Below are 15,012 nucleotides of genomic sequence, written 5' to 3' on the forward strand. Positions count from 1 at the left end.
TTCTAATCTGTTAATGACAACCGGGCATTATGGAAAATAAAAGCATTCCCCAAGCCACGTCGCCCCTGGCCGCGTGGCTTTCTTATCTGGAAAACCTGCACAGTAAAACCATCGATATGGGGCTTGAGCGCGTAAGCCAGGTCGCCGCGCGTCTTGATGTGCTCAAACCGGCACCTTTCGTGTTCACCGTCGCGGGCACCAACGGTAAAGGCACTACCTGCCGCACGCTGGAATCTGTCCTGATGGCCGCGGGTTACAAAGTTGGCGTGTACAGCTCTCCACACCTGGTCCGCTATACCGAGCGCGTTCGCGTGCAGAACAGCGAGCTGCCAGAATCGGCGCATACGGCGTCGTTCGCGGAAATTGAAGCCGCGCGCGGCGAAATCTCATTAACCTATTTTGAATACGGCACCCTGTCGGCGCTGTGGCTGTTCAAACAGGCGCAGCTGGATGTGGTGATCCTGGAAGTAGGGTTGGGCGGACGTCTTGATGCGACCAATATGGTGGATGCGGACGTGGCGGTAGTCACCAGTATCGCGCTGGACCATATCGACTGGCTGGGCCCGGATCGTGAAAGTATTGGCCGCGAGAAGGCCGGTATTTTTCGCGCAAATAAGCCCGCCGTGGTCGGCGAGCCGGATATGCCGTACACCATTGCTGACGTGGCAAACGAGAAGGGCGCGCGTCTGCTGCGCCGCGGCGTTGACTGGCAGTATGAGGTTCAGGAAAACGTCTGGCGCTTTAGCGATGCGCAGGGCGCGCTGGACAACCTGCCGCTGCCGCAGGTGCCGCAGCCGAACGCGGCAACCGCGCTGGCGGCACTGCGCGCCAGCGGCCTCGCGGTCGGCGAGCAGGAGATCCGCGACGGCATTCAGAACGCAATTCTGCCCGGGCGTTTCCAGATTGTCAGCGAGTCACCGCGCCTGATTCTGGACGTGGCGCATAACCCGCATGCGGCGGCGTATCTCGCGGGACGTCTCAAATCGTTACCAAAAACCGGGCGCGTGCTGGCGGTTATCGGTATGCTTCATGATAAAGATATCGGCGGGACGCTGGCCTGCATGGAGAGTGTGGTCGATAGCTGGTATTGTGCTCCTCTGGAGGGGCCGCGCGGCGCGACGGCTGAGCAGCTGATGGAACATCTCGGCAAAGGCGCAATCTACAGTAGCGTGGCTCAGGCCTGGCATGCCGCGATGGCGGATGCTAAACCAGAAGATACCGTGCTGGTGTGTGGGTCATTCCACACGGTGGCACATGTCATGGAAGTGATGGACGCGGGGAGAACCGGTGGCGAGTAAGTTTCAGAACCGTTTAACAGGAACCATTGTGCTGGTCGCGCTCGGGGTGATTATTCTCCCGGGTCTGCTCGACGGGCAGAAAAAGCATTATCAGGACGAGTTTGCCGCTATTCCGCTGGTGCCGAAACCGGGTGACCGCGATGAGCCGGATATGCTGCCAGCGGCGACGCAGGCGCTGCCTGCTCAGCCTCCGGAAGGGGCGGCGGAAGAGGTGCGTGCAGGCGATGCCGCCGCACCGTCGCTCGATCCGTCACGCCTGGCGGCAGCGAACAACAGCGATATCGATCCGGTGCCGGTAGAGCAGCCTAAACCTGTTGAAAAACCGAAGCCGGTTGAGAAGCCGCAGCCGAAACCGCAGCGGGATAAAGCCGCAGAGCAGCTGGCTGCCGCGTCAGAAACCCCACCGCCGGCAAAACAAGACGCGGCGCCGACCGGAAAAGCGTACGTTGTTCAGCTCGGCGCACTGAAAAACGCCGATAAGGTCAACGAGGTCGTGAGCAAACTGCGCAGTGCGGGATATCGTGTTTACACTTCACCTTCCACGCCGGTGCAGGGTAAAATTACCCGTATCCTCGTGGGGCCAGAAGCGTCCAAAGACAAGCTTAAAGGTTCGCTCGGTGAGCTGAAGCAGATCTCCGGCCTGAGCGGTGTGGTGATGGGCTACAGCGCGAACTGATAAGATCTACCCCTCACCCCGGCCCTCTCCCCAAAGGGGAGAGGGTGAAAATCGCATCGAGCGCGTTTGTATCATACTGCATCGTACAGTTCCCTCTCCCCTTTGGGGAGAGGGTTAGGGTGAGGGGCGTTGAACATTTTTTCAGCGCCTTTTTTATTTACGCGAGGGAAGGAAATCCCTACGCAAACGTTTTCTTTTTCTGTTAGAATTCGCCCCGAACTGGATGACAGGGCGTTAAATCGTGGGACATATATGGTCTGGATTGATTACGCCATCATTGCGGTGATTGGTTTTTCCTGTCTGGTTAGCCTGATCCGTGGCTTTGTTCGTGAAGCGTTATCGCTGGTGACATGGGGCTGTGCTTTCTTTGTCGCCAGTCATTACTACACTTACCTGTCTGTCTGGTTCACGGGCTTTGAAGATGAACTGGTCCGAAATGGAATCGCTATCGCGGTGCTGTTTATCGCAACGCTGATTGTCGGCGCTATCGTGAATTACGTGATAGGTCAGCTGGTCGAGAAAACCGGTCTGTCAGGAACGGACAGGGTGCTCGGGATCTGTTTCGGGGCGTTACGAGGCGTGCTGATTGTGGCCGCGATCCTGTTCTTCCTGGATACCTTTACCGGGTTCTCCAAAAGCGAAGACTGGCAGAAATCGCAGCTCATTCCAGAGTTCAGCTTCATCATCAGATGGTTCTTTGACTATCTGCAAAGCTCGTCGAGTTTTTTGCCCAGGGCATAAACCCTGAGATGTGGCTTAACGAGGAAAAGACGAATGTGCGGTATTGTCGGTATCGCCGGTTTCATGCCGGTAAACCAGTCGATTTATGACGCGTTAACGGTGCTTCAGCACCGTGGGCAGGATGCTGCGGGTATCATCACCATTGATGCAAACAACTGCTTCCGTTTACGCAAGGCGAATGGCCTGGTAAACGATGTGTTTGAAGCCCGCCATATGCAGCGTCTGCAAGGTAATATGGGGATCGGTCACGTTCGTTATCCTACTGCTGGCAGTTCCAGCGCCTCTGAGGCACAGCCTTTCTACGTCAACTCACCGTATGGCATCACCCTTGCTCATAACGGCAACCTGACCAACGCGCATGAGCTGCGTAAAAAGCTGTTCGAAGAGAAACGTCGCCACATTAACACCACCTCTGATTCTGAAATCCTGCTCAATGTGTTCGCCAGCGAGCTGGATAACTTCCGTCACTACCCGCTGGAAGCAGACAACATCTTTGCTGCGATTGCCGCGACAAACCGCCAGATCCGCGGCGCGTACGCCTGCGTAGCGATGATCATCGGTCACGGCATGGTGGCCTTCCGCGATCCAAACGGCATTCGTCCACTGGTGCTCGGCAAACGCGACCTCGGCGATGGCCGTACCGAATATATGGTTGCCTCTGAGAGCGTGGCGCTGGATACCCTGGGCTTCGAGTTCCTGCGTGACGTTGCGCCGGGTGAAGCGGTCTATATCACCGAGAAGGGCCAGCTGTTTACCCGCCAGTGTGCCGATAACCCGGTCAGCAACCCGTGCCTGTTTGAATACGTTTACTTTGCCCGTCCGGATTCCTTCATCGACAAGATTTCCGTCTACAGCGCGCGCGTCAACATGGGCACGAAGCTGGGCGAGAAGATTGCCCGCGAGTGGGACGATCTCGACATCGACGTGGTTATTCCTATCCCGGAAACCTCCTGCGATATCGCGCTGGAGATCGCCCGTATTCTGGACAAGCCATACCGTCAGGGCTTCGTGAAGAACCGCTACGTTGGCCGCACCTTTATCATGCCGGGCCAGCATCTGCGCCGTAAGTCCGTGCGCCGCAAGCTGAACGCCAACCGCGCGGAATTCCGCGACAAGAACGTTCTGCTGGTGGATGACTCCATCGTTCGCGGCACCACCTCTGAGCAGATTATCGAGATGGCGCGCGAAGCGGGTGCGAAGAAAGTCTACCTGGCCTCTGCTGCGCCGGAGATTCGCTTCCCGAACGTGTACGGCATCGATATGCCAACCGCCAACGAGCTGATCGCTCACGGGCGTGAAGTGGATGAAATTCGCCAGATCATCGGTGCCGACGGCCTGATTTTCCAGGATCTGAACGATCTCATCGACGCGGTGCGTGCCGAGAACCCGGAAATTCAGCAGTTTGAATGCTCCGTGTTCAACGGTATTTACGTGACCAAAGACGTTGACCAGCAGTACCTCGACTATCTTGATTCGCTGCGCAACGACGATGCGAAAGCCGTTCAGATGCAGAACGATCTTGAAAGTTTAGAGATGCACAACGAAGGTTGATGCTCCGGCAGGTGAGGGCGAAGGCCCTCACTTGCAACTCCCCGCAAAATCCTGCACAGTCTGCCCTGAAATCAGTAAGGGCGAAAATCATGAAACGACTCATTGTTGGGCTTAGCGGCGCCAGCGGCGCGATTTACGGCGTACGTCTGTTACAGGTTCTGCGTAACGTGGCGGAAGTTGAGACCCATCTGGTGATGAGCCAGGCGGCGCGGCAGACCCTCTCTCTGGAAACCGATCTCTCCCTGCGCGATGTTCAGGCACTGGCGGACGTGGTTCACGATGCCCGTGATATCGCCGCCAGCATCTCCTCAGGCTCGTTTAAAACGGCCGGCATGGTTATCCTGCCCTGTTCCATTAAAACGCTCTCCGGCATTGTGAACAGCTATACCGACACCCTGGTAACGCGCGCGGCGGATGTAGTGCTGAAGGAGCGTCGTCCCCTGGTGCTCTGCGTGCGGGAAACGCCGCTGCATCTCGGCCACCTGCGTTTGATGACCCAGGCCGCTGAGCTTGGCGCCGTCATCATGCCGCCGGTACCGGCGTTTTATCATCGCCCGACCTCGCTGGATGACGTGATTAATCAGACCGTTAATCGCGTGCTTGATCAGTTTGACATCGACCTGCCAGAAGATCTCTTCACCCGCTGGCAAGGAGCCTGATTCTGTGCACAAACAGAGTGCATGAAAAGAGACGTTGCCCTGTTTCAGGGCAATTATGCAACGGCGATCATATCCTCGACATTTAATTCGTTTTTTCCCTTTTTCTCTTTCCGGTTCGTTCGGCAGACCTGCTATCTTTCACCATTAAGGCAATATCGCAACGTTTTATTAACATATTTAACGTCGAAGTTTTGACCAGACGGCAATGTGGCATAAGACCTGCAAGATGAAGCCTGCAACACAACACACAACACAATACATAATAAAATCACGGTACTTGAGGGTAAATGTATGAAGAAGACGGTTCTGGCTCTGTCTTTGCTCGTGGGGTTAAGTGCGGCAGCAGGTAGCTACGCAGCGCTTCCACAGACGGTTCGTATCGGTACAGACGCAACCTACGCGCCATTCTCTTCCAAGGATGCGAAAGGCGATTTCGTGGGGTTTGATATCGATCTGGGAAATGAAATGTGCAAACGCATTGCGGTGAAATGCACATGGGTGGGCAGCGACTTTGACGCGTTAATCCCGTCGCTGAAAGCCAAGAAAATCGACGCCATTATCTCTTCTCTCTCCATCACCGAAAAACGCCAGCAGGAGATTGCCTTCTCTGACAAGCTCTACGCCGCGGATTCTCGCCTGATTGCGCCGAAAGGTTCCCCGATTAAGCCAACCATCGACTCGCTGAAAGGCAAGCATGTTGGCGTGCTTCAGGGATCGACCCAGGAAGGTTATGCCAATGCCACCTGGCGTGAAAAGGGTGTAGACGTGGTGGCTTACCAGAACCAGGATCTGATTTACTCTGACCTGGCCGCAGGCCGTCTGGATGCGGCATTCCAGGATGAAGTCGCCGCGAGCGAAGGCTTCCTGAAACAGCCTGCGGGTAAAGACTATGCGTTTGCAGGCCCGTCGGTAAAAGACAAAAAATACTTTGGTGATGGCACCGGGATTGGCCTGCGTAAGGATGATACCGAGCTGAAAGCCGCCTTCGACAAAGCCTTTGCAGAGCTGCGTAAAGACGGTACTTACGACAAACTGGCGAAGAAATACTTCGACTTCAACGTATACGGTGAATAATAGCTGGCGCTAACGCACCGCAAAGGTGCGTTACGGGAGCGGTTGACCCAATGCGGTGCATTTGTTGCACCGTGTTGGATCGCTTTGTGCATACTTACGCATTTATAATGCAAAAATTCCCGCCTGAAGGGCATTAGTCTTTGCCTGACAGAGGGGATTGATGGCACATTAGCACCACCCCGTCGTCGTAAAAATCCCGTATGAAGACAGTTTGTTGAGGACAAATATGAAAAAACTCGTGTTGTCACTATCTCTGGTGCTGGCCTTTTCCAGCGCCACCGCGGCATTCGCAGCCATTCCGCAGAAAATTCGGATTGGTACCGATCCAACCTATGCGCCGTTCGAATCGAAGAATTCAAAGGGTGAACTGGTCGGTTTTGACATCGATCTGGCTAACGAGCTGTGCAAACGCATCAAAGCACAGTGTACCTACGTTGAGAACCCGCTGGATGCGCTGATCCCGTCCCTGAAAGCGAAAAAAATCGATGTGATTATGTCCTCGCTCTCCATCACCGAAAAACGCCAGCAGGAGATTGCCTTCACCGACAAACTCTACGCGGCCGATTCTCGTCTGGTGGTGGCTAAATCTTCTGACGTTCAGCCAACGCTGGAGTCCCTGAAAGGCAAACGCGTCGGCGTTCTGCAGGGCACCACGCAGGAAACCTACGGCAACGAACACTGGGCGCCGAAGGGGATTGAAATCGTCTCCTACCAGGGCCAGGAAAATATCTACGCTGACCTGACGGCAGGCCGAATTGATGCGGCATTCCAGGATGAAGTTGCGGCAAGCGAAGGCTTCCTGAAAACGCCGGTGGGTAAAGATTACAAGTTTGGCGGCCCGTCCATTAAGGACGTGAAGTTGTTTGGTGTGGGCACCGGTATGGGCCTGCGCAAAGAAGACAACGAGCTGCGCGAGGCGCTGAACAAAGCGTTTGCTGAAATGCGCGCTGACGGCACCTACGACAAGCTGGCGAAAAAGTACTTTGATTTTAATGTTTACGGCGGCTAATCGCCCCGTCAAATAACGTGCGGCCCCTCCCGCTGCGGGAGGGGATAAGACACGGTTCCACCACTCACGATACGACAGGGCTCGCGGTATGCTGTACGGATTTTCTGGCGTTATTTTACAGGGCGCGCTTGTCACCCTTGAGCTGGCTATCAGCTCCGTGGTGCTGGCGGTGCTGATAGGTCTGGCAGGCGCAGGGGCGAAGCTTTCGGCTAACAAACCGCTGGCGCTAATTTTTGAAGGCTACACCACGCTTATTCGCGGCGTTCCCGATCTGGTGCTGATGCTGCTTATCTTTTACGGTCTGCAGATTGCGCTGAACAGCGTAACGGACGCGATGGGCATGGGACAAATTGATATCGACCCGATGGTGGCCGGTATTATTACCCTCGGTTTTATCTACGGTGCCTACTTCACCGAAACCTTCCGCGGCGCTTACATGGCCGTGCCGAAGGGCCACATTGAGGCGGCAACCGCATTTGGTTTTACCTCTTCACAAACGTTTCGTCGGATTATGTTCCCGGCCATGATGCGTTATGCGCTTCCGGGCATCGGCAACAACTGGCAGGTTATCCTCAAAGCGACAGCGCTGGTCTCGCTGCTCGGTCTGGAAGACGTCGTGAAAGCGACTCAGCTGGCGGGCAAGAGCACCTGGGAGCCGTTCTATTTTGCGGTGGTCTGCGGCGTGATTTATCTGGTCTTTACGACCGTCTCCAATGGTGTGCTGCTTCTGCTCGAGCGTCGCTACTCCGTGGGTGTGAAGAGGGCTGACCTGTGATTGAGATTATTCAGGAATACTGGAAATCCCTGCTGTGGACGGATGGCTACCGCTTTACCGGCGTGGCGATTACGCTCTGGCTGCTGATCTCCTCCGTGGTGATGGGCGGCATTCTGGCGGTGTTTCTTGCCATTGGCCGCGTGTCGAACAATAAATTTATCCAGTTCCCGATCTGGCTGTTTACCTACGTGTTTCGCGGTACGCCGCTGTACGTGCAGCTGCTGGTGTTCTATTCGGGGATGTATACGCTTGAGATCGTAAAAGGCACTGAGATGCTGAATGCGTTCTTCCGCAGCGGTCTGAACTGTACGGTGCTGGCGTTGACGCTCAACACCTGCGCCTACACCACCGAGATTTTCGCGGGGGCAATTCGCTCTGTCCCTTACGGTGAAATAGAAGCGGCGCGCGCGTACGGCTTTTCCTCAGTGAAGCTTTATCGCTGCATTATTCTGCCGTCGGCACTGCGTATCGCGTTACCGGCGTACAGTAACGAAGTGATTTTGATGCTGCACTCCACCGCGCTCGCCTTTACCGCGACGGTGCCGGATCTGCTCAAAATAGCGCGCGATATTAACTCCGCGACCTATCAGCCGTTTACCGCGTTTGGCATTGCGGCGGTGCTCTATTTAATTATCTCTTATGTTTTGATTAGCCTGTTCCGTAAGGCTGAAAAACGCTGGTTGCAGCATATAAAACCTTCTTCGACGCACTGAGAAAGATGATGGCTGAGAACAAATTAAACGTTATTGATTTGCACAAACGCTACGGCGAACATGAAGTGCTGAAAGGGGTGTCGCTGCAGGCTAACGCAGGCGATGTAATCAGTATCATCGGCTCATCCGGCTCGGGTAAAAGTACCTTCCTGCGCTGCATCAACTTCCTCGAAAAACCGAGCGAAGGCTCGATTGTGGTGAGCGGGCAGAATATTAACCTGGTCCGTGACAAAGACGGCCAGCTGAAGGTGGCGGATAAACACCAGCTGCGTCTCCTGCGTACGCGCCTGACGATGGTATTCCAGCACTTCAACCTCTGGAGCCACATGACGGTGCTGGAGAACGTGATGGAAGCGCCGGTTCAGGTACTGGGGCTGAGCAAGCAGGAAGCCCGCGAGCGCGCGGTGAAATACCTGGCGAAAGTGGGTATCGACGAGCGCCAGCAGATGAAGTACCCGGTGCATCTCTCCGGCGGTCAGCAGCAGCGTGTCTCCATCGCGCGTGCGTTGGCGATGGAACCGGAGGTGCTGCTGTTTGACGAACCAACCTCCGCGCTGGACCCGGAACTCGTTGGCGAAGTGCTGCGCATCATGCAGAAGCTGGCCGAAGAGGGCAAAACGATGGTGGTGGTGACGCACGAAATGGGCTTCGCCCGTAACGTCTCGAACCACGTGATTTTCCTGCATCAGGGGAAAATTGAAGAGCAGGGCCACCCGGACGAGGTGCTGGCGAACCCGCAAAGTCCGCGTTTACAGCAGTTCCTCAAAGGATCTCTGAAGTAAAGAGGGCATCAGCCCGCAGTGCAGCCCAATCGCCCGGTGGCGCTTCGCTTACCGGGCCTACAAAAACCGTAGGCCGGGCAAACGCAGTGCCGCCCGGCATTCAGGCCGCACCGCACTCCAGCCGATACACCCAGTCGTCATAGCGCACGCCGTTAATCTCATACGCCTTTTCCAGCACCTGCGTACGTACAAACCCCGCTTTCTCAAGCACCCGCACCGAACCGCCGTTATCCGCCAGTACGTACGCGTTAATCGCTTTCACGCTGGTCTGGTTAAACGCGTAATCACACACCGCGCGCAGCGCCTCGCTGGCAATCCCTTTTCCCTGCGCGGCAGGCACAACCGTATAGCCGATATCGGCCTCTTCACGATTCTCAGGGCTGATTTGCAGACCAATATCACCCAGCGGCGTATCGTCCTCCAGAGTGCGGATCACGAAGACATGCTCCGCCATCAGGCGTGCGGCAAACGCGCGTCGGGTCTCTTTTTCCGGCGCGATGGCGGCCATGTAGCGCATGATGCTGCGATCTTCACGCAGCGAGCGAAAGAAGGCCCAGTCGGTGGGTTCGAAAGGAGTGAGGTGAAGTCGGGGAGTGGTGATCGTTGCCATTGTTACGCCATTTCTTCGGAACATGGCCTGTCACTGTAACATATTCACCGCACCACATCCCCCAGCGCCTCTTCTAATTCATACCAGCGGAACGCAAACCCGGCCGCTTCCAGCCGTTTTGGCAGCGCCCGCTGTCCGCCTAATACCAGCACGGACGCTTCACCCATCATCAGGCGAATGACCGTGGCAGGTACGCGCAATATCGCCGGGCGGTGCAGGGCATGCCCCAGCGCGTGGGCAAACTGTTCGTTACGCACCGGATAGGGCGCAACCATGTTAAACGGCCCGCGCAGATCGTTATCCAGCAGCCAGAGAATACCGTTGACCATATCGTCGATATGGATCCAAGCCAGGTACTGACGACCATTGCCGATGGGGCCGCCGAGCCCGAGTCTGAAAGGGGGAACCATCTTCGCCAGAATACCGCCTTTCGGCGCAAGCACGACGCCGGTCCGCAGCAGGCAGACGCGGGTACGATCGCTTTGCGCCGCACAGGCGATACGCTCCCACTGGGCGCAGAGCTTATGGGTAAACTCGTTATGGGGCGGCTCTTCCTCGGTTACCACCACCTCACCGAGATCGCCGTAATAGCCCACCGCTGAACCCGAAATCAGCACCGAAGGCGGGGTGTGGCTATTGCGGATCAGCTCGACCAGCTTTTCGGTAATGTTCCACCGGCTGCTGCATAACAGCTGTTTTTGCTCTTCCGTCCAGCGCTTATCGGCGATGGGTTCACCCGCGAGGTTAATGACGGCGTCGAAGCCGTCCAGATTTTGCTGCTCGGCCAGATTTTTCCAGATATCGATACCCGCCCCCAGCACCTGGCGCGCTTTCTCCGGGCTGCGCGTGACCACGGTGATGTCGTGATGCAAGGCCTGCAGACGCGCAATCAGGTGACGACCAATCAGGCCTGTACCGCCGGTCAGCAAAATCTTCATACAACCTCCAGGTTTACGCCTGGCGTCGCCAGCTTAACGTCATGGAGACGGAATCGGCGTAGCGCAGGGCGTGAAGTTTATCGATCTCAACTTCAGCATAAGTGACCCAGTGATGTTCGCGTGCGATATCGAGCACATCCTGAGTTAATTTTTCCAGCAGAGAGAAGCGGTTATTCTCCACGTACTGAATGATGTTTTTGGTGATTGTGCGGTAGTTCAGCGCGTCGTTGATGTCTTCGCTGGCTCGCGCTTTGTCTGCGGGGTAGTGAATCACCACGTTAATGACAATATCCTGACGGTTGGCGATCTCTTCCTCTTTGATACCGATGAAGGTACGCAAGCGTAAATTTTTTATACGAATAACAGCATCTGGCTGTGACATTGCAGGTCTTCTCCGTGTCAGTATTTCCTGCTCATCATACATGAGAGGCTCGCAGGCACCCAGCCTCATAGAGGGTTAAATCTGCTGGATTTTTTGCATCGCTCGCTCGGTGGCCGGGCGGGTTCGAATGCGCTCAAACCAGTTGTTCACCGCCGGGTAAGAGGCCAGGTCAATGCGGTGTTTTTCATGCGTATTCACCCACGGCCAGCAGGCGATATCGGCAATACTGTAATGATCGCCCCCGAGCCACGGCGTTTTCTCCAGCCGACGGTTCAGAACGTCATATAGCCGTTGAGTCTCAACCTGATAGCGTTCTATCGCATAAGGAATGGGCTGCGGGGCGTAAGCGGTAAAGTGATGATTTTGACCCAGCATGGGCCCCAGCCCGCTCGCCTGCCAGAAGAGCCATTGCAGGGTATGGTGACGCTCGCGCAGTTCGCCGCTCAGCAGTTTGCCGGTTTTCTCCGCCAGGTAGAGCAAAATTTCACCGGATTCAAACAGGCTCAGCGGTCTGCCCCCGTCCGTCGGCTGGTTATCAATAATGGCCGGGATTTTATTATTCGGCGAGATAGCCAGAAAGAGAGGGCTGAACTGATCGCCTTTGCTGATATCCACGCGAATAATCCTGTAATCCAGCTCGGCTTCTTCAAGAAAGAGGGTGATCTTATGGCCGTTTGGGGTAGGGGCGTAATAAAGGTCGATCATTCTCAACTCCTGTCCATGCGAATAGTGGTGCCATGACAAATGAGTATAGGTGGTTGTTGTAAATCGTGAGTTTTCATCAAGTGACAGCGAGGCAAAGAGATTATATGTTGAGTAAAAACCGATCAGCCTATGAGGATGTTATGAACCAGCCCGTCATCACGTTGTGGTCCGATGCGAATTTCTTTTCTCCCTATGTTATGAGCGTATACGTTGCGCTGGCCGAAAAAGGGCTCACTTTTACGCTGAGGACCGTCGATCTTGACGGCGGTGAACATCTCAAGCCGCAGTGGCAGGGCTACGACCTGACCCGACGGGTGCCGGTGCTGGAGATTGACGGTTTTGCCCTGAGCGAATCGTCGGCGATTGATGAATATCTGGAAGATCGGTTCGCGCCGCCCGAGTGGGAGCGCATCTATCCTCATGACCTGCAAAAACGCGCGCGGGCGCGCCAGATTCAAGCGTGGCTGCGAAGCGATCTGGTGCCGATTCGCGTGGAACGCTCGACGGACGTCGTGTTTGCCGGGGTGAAAAAGCCAGCGCTCAGCGCAGAAGGCCGTGAAAGCGCGCAAAAACTGATTGAAACCGCCACCTCGCTCCTCGCACACGGCAACCCGAACCTGTTCGGCGAATGGTGCATTGCCGACGCCGATCTGGCGTTGATGCTTAACCGCCTGATCCTCAACGGCGATGAGGTGCCGCAGCTGCTGGTGGATTATGCCGCGTTTCAGTGGCAGCGCGCCTCCGTGCAGCGCTATGTGGCACTCTCGGCTAAGCGTGCGGGCTGATAAGCCCTGACGCTTCAGGTATGATGGGGGCAGTCTGTTTTCCCGAGGAGTGACTGATGAAACTGATGTTTGCGTCGGATATCCATGGATCGCTGCCCGCTACCGAGCGTGTCCTCTCCCTGTTTGCACAAAGCGGCGCGCAGTGGCTGATTATTCTGGGGGATGTGCTCAATCACGGCCCGCGCAACGCGCTGCCGGAGGGCTACGCCCCGGCGCAGGTTGCGGAAAAGCTCAACCCGTATGCCTCGCGCATCATTGCCGTTCGCGGCAACTGCGACAGCGAGGTGGACCAGATGCTGCTGCAATTTCCCCTTACCGCGCCATGGCAACAGGTGCTGCTGGAACAAAGCCGCCTGTTCCTGACCCATGGGCATCTTTTTAGCCCGGATAATCTCCCGACGCTCGCGGCTGGCGATGTCCTGGTTTACGGTCATACTCATATTCCGGTTGCTGAAAAGCGCGGTGAGATTTATCACTTTAACCCGGGTTCGGTCAGCATACCGAAAGGCGGTTATCCTGCGAGCTATGGCATGCTGGATGGAAATACCCTGAGCGTTATCGCACTTAATGATCAGCAAGTTATTGCGCAGATAGCGATTAATCCGTAAGTTACACCTCAACTGCAAACGCGCCGAAAGAGCGCTTAGAAGAGAAGGTTTCCCGATGGTGGAGCAGAGTCATTTGGCAAGTACAGAGTGGGTTGACATTGTCAGCGAAGAGAATGAAGTGATCGCGCAGGCCAGCCGCGAACAAATGCGTGCGGAGCGTCTTCGCCACCGCGCAACGTACATCGTTGTGCATGACGGTATGGGCAAAATTCTGGTCCAGCGCCGTACGGATACCAAAGATTTTCTCCCGGGTATGCTGGATGCCACCGCAGGTGGGGTTGTCCAGGCAGATGAAGTGCTGCTGGATTCCGCGCGTCGTGAAGCGGAAGAAGAGTTAGGTATTGCCGGCGTGCCGTTTGCCGAACACGGTCAGTTCTATTTCGAAGACGAAAACTGCCGCGTCTGGGGCGGGCTGTTTAGCTGCGTTTCTCACGGCCCGTTCGCCCTGCAGGAAGAAGAGGTGAGTGAAGTCAGCTGGATGACGCCGGAAGAGATCACCGCGCGCTGCGACGAGTTTACGCCGGATTCGTTAAAAGCGCTGGCGCTGTGGATGACCCGCAACGCCAAAAACGAATCGACCAAATCAGAAAAAGAGGAAGAGGCTGAGTAAGATTCAGCAACTCTCTCTCAGACACAGACTGGACGCGATGGGCTTTTGATCGCGCCAGTCACCGTCATTCAGACGCTCCAGCAGCGCTTTCCCGGCTTCAATTCCAATCTTACGATGCGGCACCGCCATCGTCGTCAGCGGCGGCTGACAGACGCGGCTCACGTCGCTATCGCCAAAGCCTACCACCGCCAGATCGTCCGGCACCTTGATTCGCCTGCGCTGGCACTCGTACAGCGCGCCGCATGCCAGCTCGTCAGAGACGCACACCAGCGCATCCAGCTCTGGCCATGCCAGCAAAAACTCAGGCAACTGCGCGGCACCCGTGGAGAAGCTCGGCGGCATCGCCGCGTTAATGACCCGGGTCGGCGACATATGGTGGCGAAGCATAGCTTTGTACCAGCCCTGCAGATGCTGCTGGAAAATCCACTGCTCCTGGTTGGCGCACAGCAGGCCAATATTTTGATAGCCGCGCTTAATCACCATTTCCGTAAGTTCGTACATGGCCGCTACGTTATCAATCCCGATATTCATATCAATCGGGTCGGCGCGCATGGCGCCCATCTCCATCACCGGAATAGAGGCGTTTTTCAGCCAGTGGCGAACGGTGTCGGTATGTTCAACGCTGAGCAGGATAGCGGCGGCAATATTCGACGCCAGCAGCGTCTCCAGCAACTTCTCCTCCTGCTCAAGACGATGCTGGGATTCAGCCAGCATGATCTGATACCCGGCAGGCTGTAGCACCTGCTGCAGCCCGGCGAACATCTCCGAGCAGCCGGCTTCGGAGAGATTAGGCACCACCATGGCTATCGTCCATGACGACGCCGAGGCCAGCGCGCTGGCGGCAAGATTAGGCATATAGCCCAGCTCCTGCACGGCAGCTTCAATTTTTTCTCGTAGTTTATCGGAAACCTGTTCGGGCGTGCGGAGTGCACGGGACACGGTCATCGTGCCCACACCGGCAAGCTGTGCGACATCGGCGAGTGTCACTTTACCAGTACTGCGCCGTTTTCGGGTTAAAGACATACACCTTCCTGCTGACCAGACGCGTTCTTCATTTCCTTCGCTTCACGTGACAGGCAGTATACGCCTTAAATCC

General features: G+C 55.9%; 18 protein-coding genes. 13 read left to right on the forward strand and 5 right to left on the reverse strand.

All coding sequences use genetic code 11. The features are described from left to right. Positions 1-29: 29 nt before the first annotated feature. The 10 genes from folC (at position 30) to hisP (ending at position 9,278) form a co-directional block, all read left to right on the forward strand. Positions 30-1,298, forward strand: coding sequence for a bifunctional tetrahydrofolate synthase/dihydrofolate synthase (folC, locus tag NQ230_RS07220; protein WP_257260606.1), 1,269 nt, complete (start codon positions 30-32; stop codon positions 1,296-1,298). Further along, positions 1,288-1,974, forward strand: coding sequence for a cell division protein DedD (dedD, locus tag NQ230_RS07225; protein ID WP_121425253.1), 687 nt, complete (start codon positions 1,288-1,290; stop codon positions 1,972-1,974). The genes folC and dedD overlap by 11 nt, the downstream gene beginning before the upstream one ends. 252 nt (positions 1,975-2,226) lie before the next feature. Further along, entirely contained in the window at positions 2,227-2,715 is a 489-nt protein-coding gene (cvpA, locus tag NQ230_RS07230; RefSeq protein ID WP_000262116.1) for a colicin V production protein, read from the forward strand. A 33-nt stretch (positions 2,716-2,748) separates the two neighbouring features. Next, positions 2,749-4,266 carry an amidophosphoribosyltransferase gene (gene purF / locus NQ230_RS07235; protein WP_024908947.1) on the forward strand — a complete coding sequence of 506 codons (1,518 nt, stop codon included), beginning with the start codon at positions 2,749-2,751 and terminating at the stop codon, positions 4,264-4,266. An 89-nt stretch (positions 4,267-4,355) separates the two neighbouring features. Further along, positions 4,356-4,925, forward strand: coding sequence for a UbiX family flavin prenyltransferase (locus tag NQ230_RS07240; RefSeq protein ID WP_047346638.1), 570 nt, complete (start codon positions 4,356-4,358; stop codon positions 4,923-4,925). Between the two features lie 291 nt (positions 4,926-5,216). After that, positions 5,217-5,999, forward strand: a complete 783-nt coding sequence (gene argT / locus NQ230_RS07245; RefSeq protein WP_023312560.1) for a lysine/arginine/ornithine ABC transporter substrate-binding protein ArgT — start codon at positions 5,217-5,219, stop codon at positions 5,997-5,999. 226 nt (positions 6,000-6,225) lie between these two features. Next, positions 6,226-7,008 (forward strand): histidine ABC transporter substrate-binding protein HisJ, encoded by a 783-nt coding sequence (gene hisJ, locus NQ230_RS07250; protein WP_024908950.1) that lies wholly within the window; start codon positions 6,226-6,228, stop codon positions 7,006-7,008. 88 nt (positions 7,009-7,096) lie between these two features. Continuing rightward, complete coding sequence (locus tag NQ230_RS07255) at positions 7,097-7,783, forward strand: histidine ABC transporter permease HisQ (protein ID WP_014832782.1); 687 nt, start codon at positions 7,097-7,099, stop codon at positions 7,781-7,783. After that, a complete protein-coding gene (locus NQ230_RS07260) occupies positions 7,780-8,496 on the forward strand; it encodes an ABC transporter permease (protein ID WP_008502590.1) in 717 nt (238 codons plus the stop codon). Before NQ230_RS07255 ends, NQ230_RS07260 begins: the two co-directional genes overlap by 4 nt. A gap of 8 nt (positions 8,497-8,504) precedes the next feature. Beyond that, the gene (gene hisP, locus NQ230_RS07265; RefSeq protein ID WP_010433274.1) at positions 8,505-9,278 is read left to right on the forward strand and encodes a histidine ABC transporter ATP-binding protein HisP; all 774 of its coding nucleotides are present in this window, start codon (positions 8,505-8,507) and stop codon (positions 9,276-9,278) included. Between the two features lie 100 nt (positions 9,279-9,378). Here hisP and NQ230_RS07270 read toward each other — a convergent pair whose 3' ends face one another. From NQ230_RS07270 to yfcG, 4 genes are all read right to left on the reverse strand, one after another. After that, positions 9,379-9,888: a GNAT family N-acetyltransferase gene (locus NQ230_RS07270; RefSeq protein ID WP_159514621.1), complete on the reverse strand. Its 510-nt coding sequence runs from the start codon at positions 9,886-9,888 to the stop codon at positions 9,379-9,381. A 44-nt stretch (positions 9,889-9,932) separates the two neighbouring features. Next, entirely contained in the window at positions 9,933-10,826 is an 894-nt protein-coding gene (locus NQ230_RS07275; protein ID WP_257260607.1) for a TIGR01777 family oxidoreductase, read from the reverse strand. A gap of 13 nt (positions 10,827-10,839) precedes the next feature. Further along, entirely contained in the window at positions 10,840-11,208 is a 369-nt protein-coding gene (folX, locus tag NQ230_RS07280; protein WP_023336419.1) for a dihydroneopterin triphosphate 2'-epimerase, read from the reverse strand. A gap of 75 nt (positions 11,209-11,283) precedes the next feature. Continuing rightward, on the reverse strand, positions 11,284-11,913 hold the full coding sequence (yfcG, locus tag NQ230_RS07285; RefSeq protein WP_213328136.1) for a GSH-dependent disulfide bond oxidoreductase: 630 nt from the start codon (positions 11,911-11,913) through the stop codon (positions 11,284-11,286). A gap of 140 nt (positions 11,914-12,053) precedes the next feature. Here yfcG and yfcF point away from each other — a divergent pair, with 140 nt between their 5' ends. The 3 genes from yfcF to yfcD are packed head-to-tail and all read left to right on the forward strand — an operon-like array spanning position 12,054 to position 13,916. Beyond that, the gene (gene yfcF, locus NQ230_RS07290) at positions 12,054-12,698 is read left to right on the forward strand and encodes a glutathione transferase (protein WP_257260609.1); all 645 of its coding nucleotides are present in this window, start codon (positions 12,054-12,056) and stop codon (positions 12,696-12,698) included. 56 nt (positions 12,699-12,754) lie between these two features. Continuing rightward, positions 12,755-13,306: a phosphodiesterase gene (gene yfcE / locus NQ230_RS07295; RefSeq protein ID WP_257260610.1), complete on the forward strand. Its 552-nt coding sequence runs from the start codon at positions 12,755-12,757 to the stop codon at positions 13,304-13,306. A gap of 55 nt (positions 13,307-13,361) precedes the next feature. After that, positions 13,362-13,916 (forward strand): NUDIX hydrolase YfcD, encoded by a 555-nt coding sequence (yfcD, locus tag NQ230_RS07300; RefSeq protein WP_023312551.1) that lies wholly within the window; start codon positions 13,362-13,364, stop codon positions 13,914-13,916. Between the two features lie 3 nt (positions 13,917-13,919). Here the strand turns inward: yfcD and NQ230_RS07305 are convergent, their stop codons facing one another. Then, positions 13,920-14,939 (reverse strand): LacI family DNA-binding transcriptional regulator, encoded by a 1,020-nt coding sequence (locus tag NQ230_RS07305; RefSeq protein WP_023312550.1) that lies wholly within the window; start codon positions 14,937-14,939, stop codon positions 13,920-13,922. Between the last annotated feature and the right edge of the window lie 73 nt (positions 14,940-15,012).

This window comes from Enterobacter asburiae, assembly GCF_024599655.1.
GTDB classification, from domain to species: domain Bacteria; phylum Pseudomonadota; class Gammaproteobacteria; order Enterobacterales; family Enterobacteriaceae; genus Enterobacter; species Enterobacter asburiae_D.

Coding starts and splice junctions, on each gene's coding strand:
- folC (WP_257260606.1), top strand. CDS start 30: ATGGAAAATAAAAGCATTCCCCAAGCCACGTCGCCCCTGGCCGCGTGG.
- cvpA (WP_000262116.1), top strand. CDS start 2,227: ATGGTCTGGATTGATTACGCCATCATTGCGGTGATTGGTTTTTCCTGT.
- purF (WP_024908947.1), top strand. CDS start 2,749: ATGTGCGGTATTGTCGGTATCGCCGGTTTCATGCCGGTAAACCAGTCG.
- NQ230_RS07240 (WP_047346638.1), top strand. CDS start 4,356: ATGAAACGACTCATTGTTGGGCTTAGCGGCGCCAGCGGCGCGATTTAC.
- argT (WP_023312560.1), top strand. CDS start 5,217: ATGAAGAAGACGGTTCTGGCTCTGTCTTTGCTCGTGGGGTTAAGTGCG.
- hisJ (WP_024908950.1), top strand. CDS start 6,226: ATGAAAAAACTCGTGTTGTCACTATCTCTGGTGCTGGCCTTTTCCAGC.
- NQ230_RS07255 (WP_014832782.1), top strand. CDS start 7,097: ATGCTGTACGGATTTTCTGGCGTTATTTTACAGGGCGCGCTTGTCACC.
- hisP (WP_010433274.1), top strand. CDS start 8,505: ATGGCTGAGAACAAATTAAACGTTATTGATTTGCACAAACGCTACGGC.
- NQ230_RS07270 (WP_159514621.1), bottom strand. CDS start 9,888: ATGGCAACGATCACCACTCCCCGACTTCACCTCACTCCTTTCGAACCC.
- NQ230_RS07275 (WP_257260607.1), bottom strand. CDS start 10,826: ATGAAGATTTTGCTGACCGGCGGTACAGGCCTGATTGGTCGTCACCTG.
- folX (WP_023336419.1), bottom strand. CDS start 11,208: ATGTCACAGCCAGATGCTGTTATTCGTATAAAAAATTTACGCTTGCGT.
- yfcG (WP_213328136.1), bottom strand. CDS start 11,913: ATGATCGACCTTTATTACGCCCCTACCCCAAACGGCCATAAGATCACC.
- yfcF (WP_257260609.1), top strand. CDS start 12,054: ATGAACCAGCCCGTCATCACGTTGTGGTCCGATGCGAATTTCTTTTCT.
- yfcE (WP_257260610.1), top strand. CDS start 12,755: ATGAAACTGATGTTTGCGTCGGATATCCATGGATCGCTGCCCGCTACC.
- yfcD (WP_023312551.1), top strand. CDS start 13,362: ATGGTGGAGCAGAGTCATTTGGCAAGTACAGAGTGGGTTGACATTGTC.
- NQ230_RS07305 (WP_023312550.1), bottom strand. CDS start 14,939: ATGTCTTTAACCCGAAAACGGCGCAGTACTGGTAAAGTGACACTCGCC.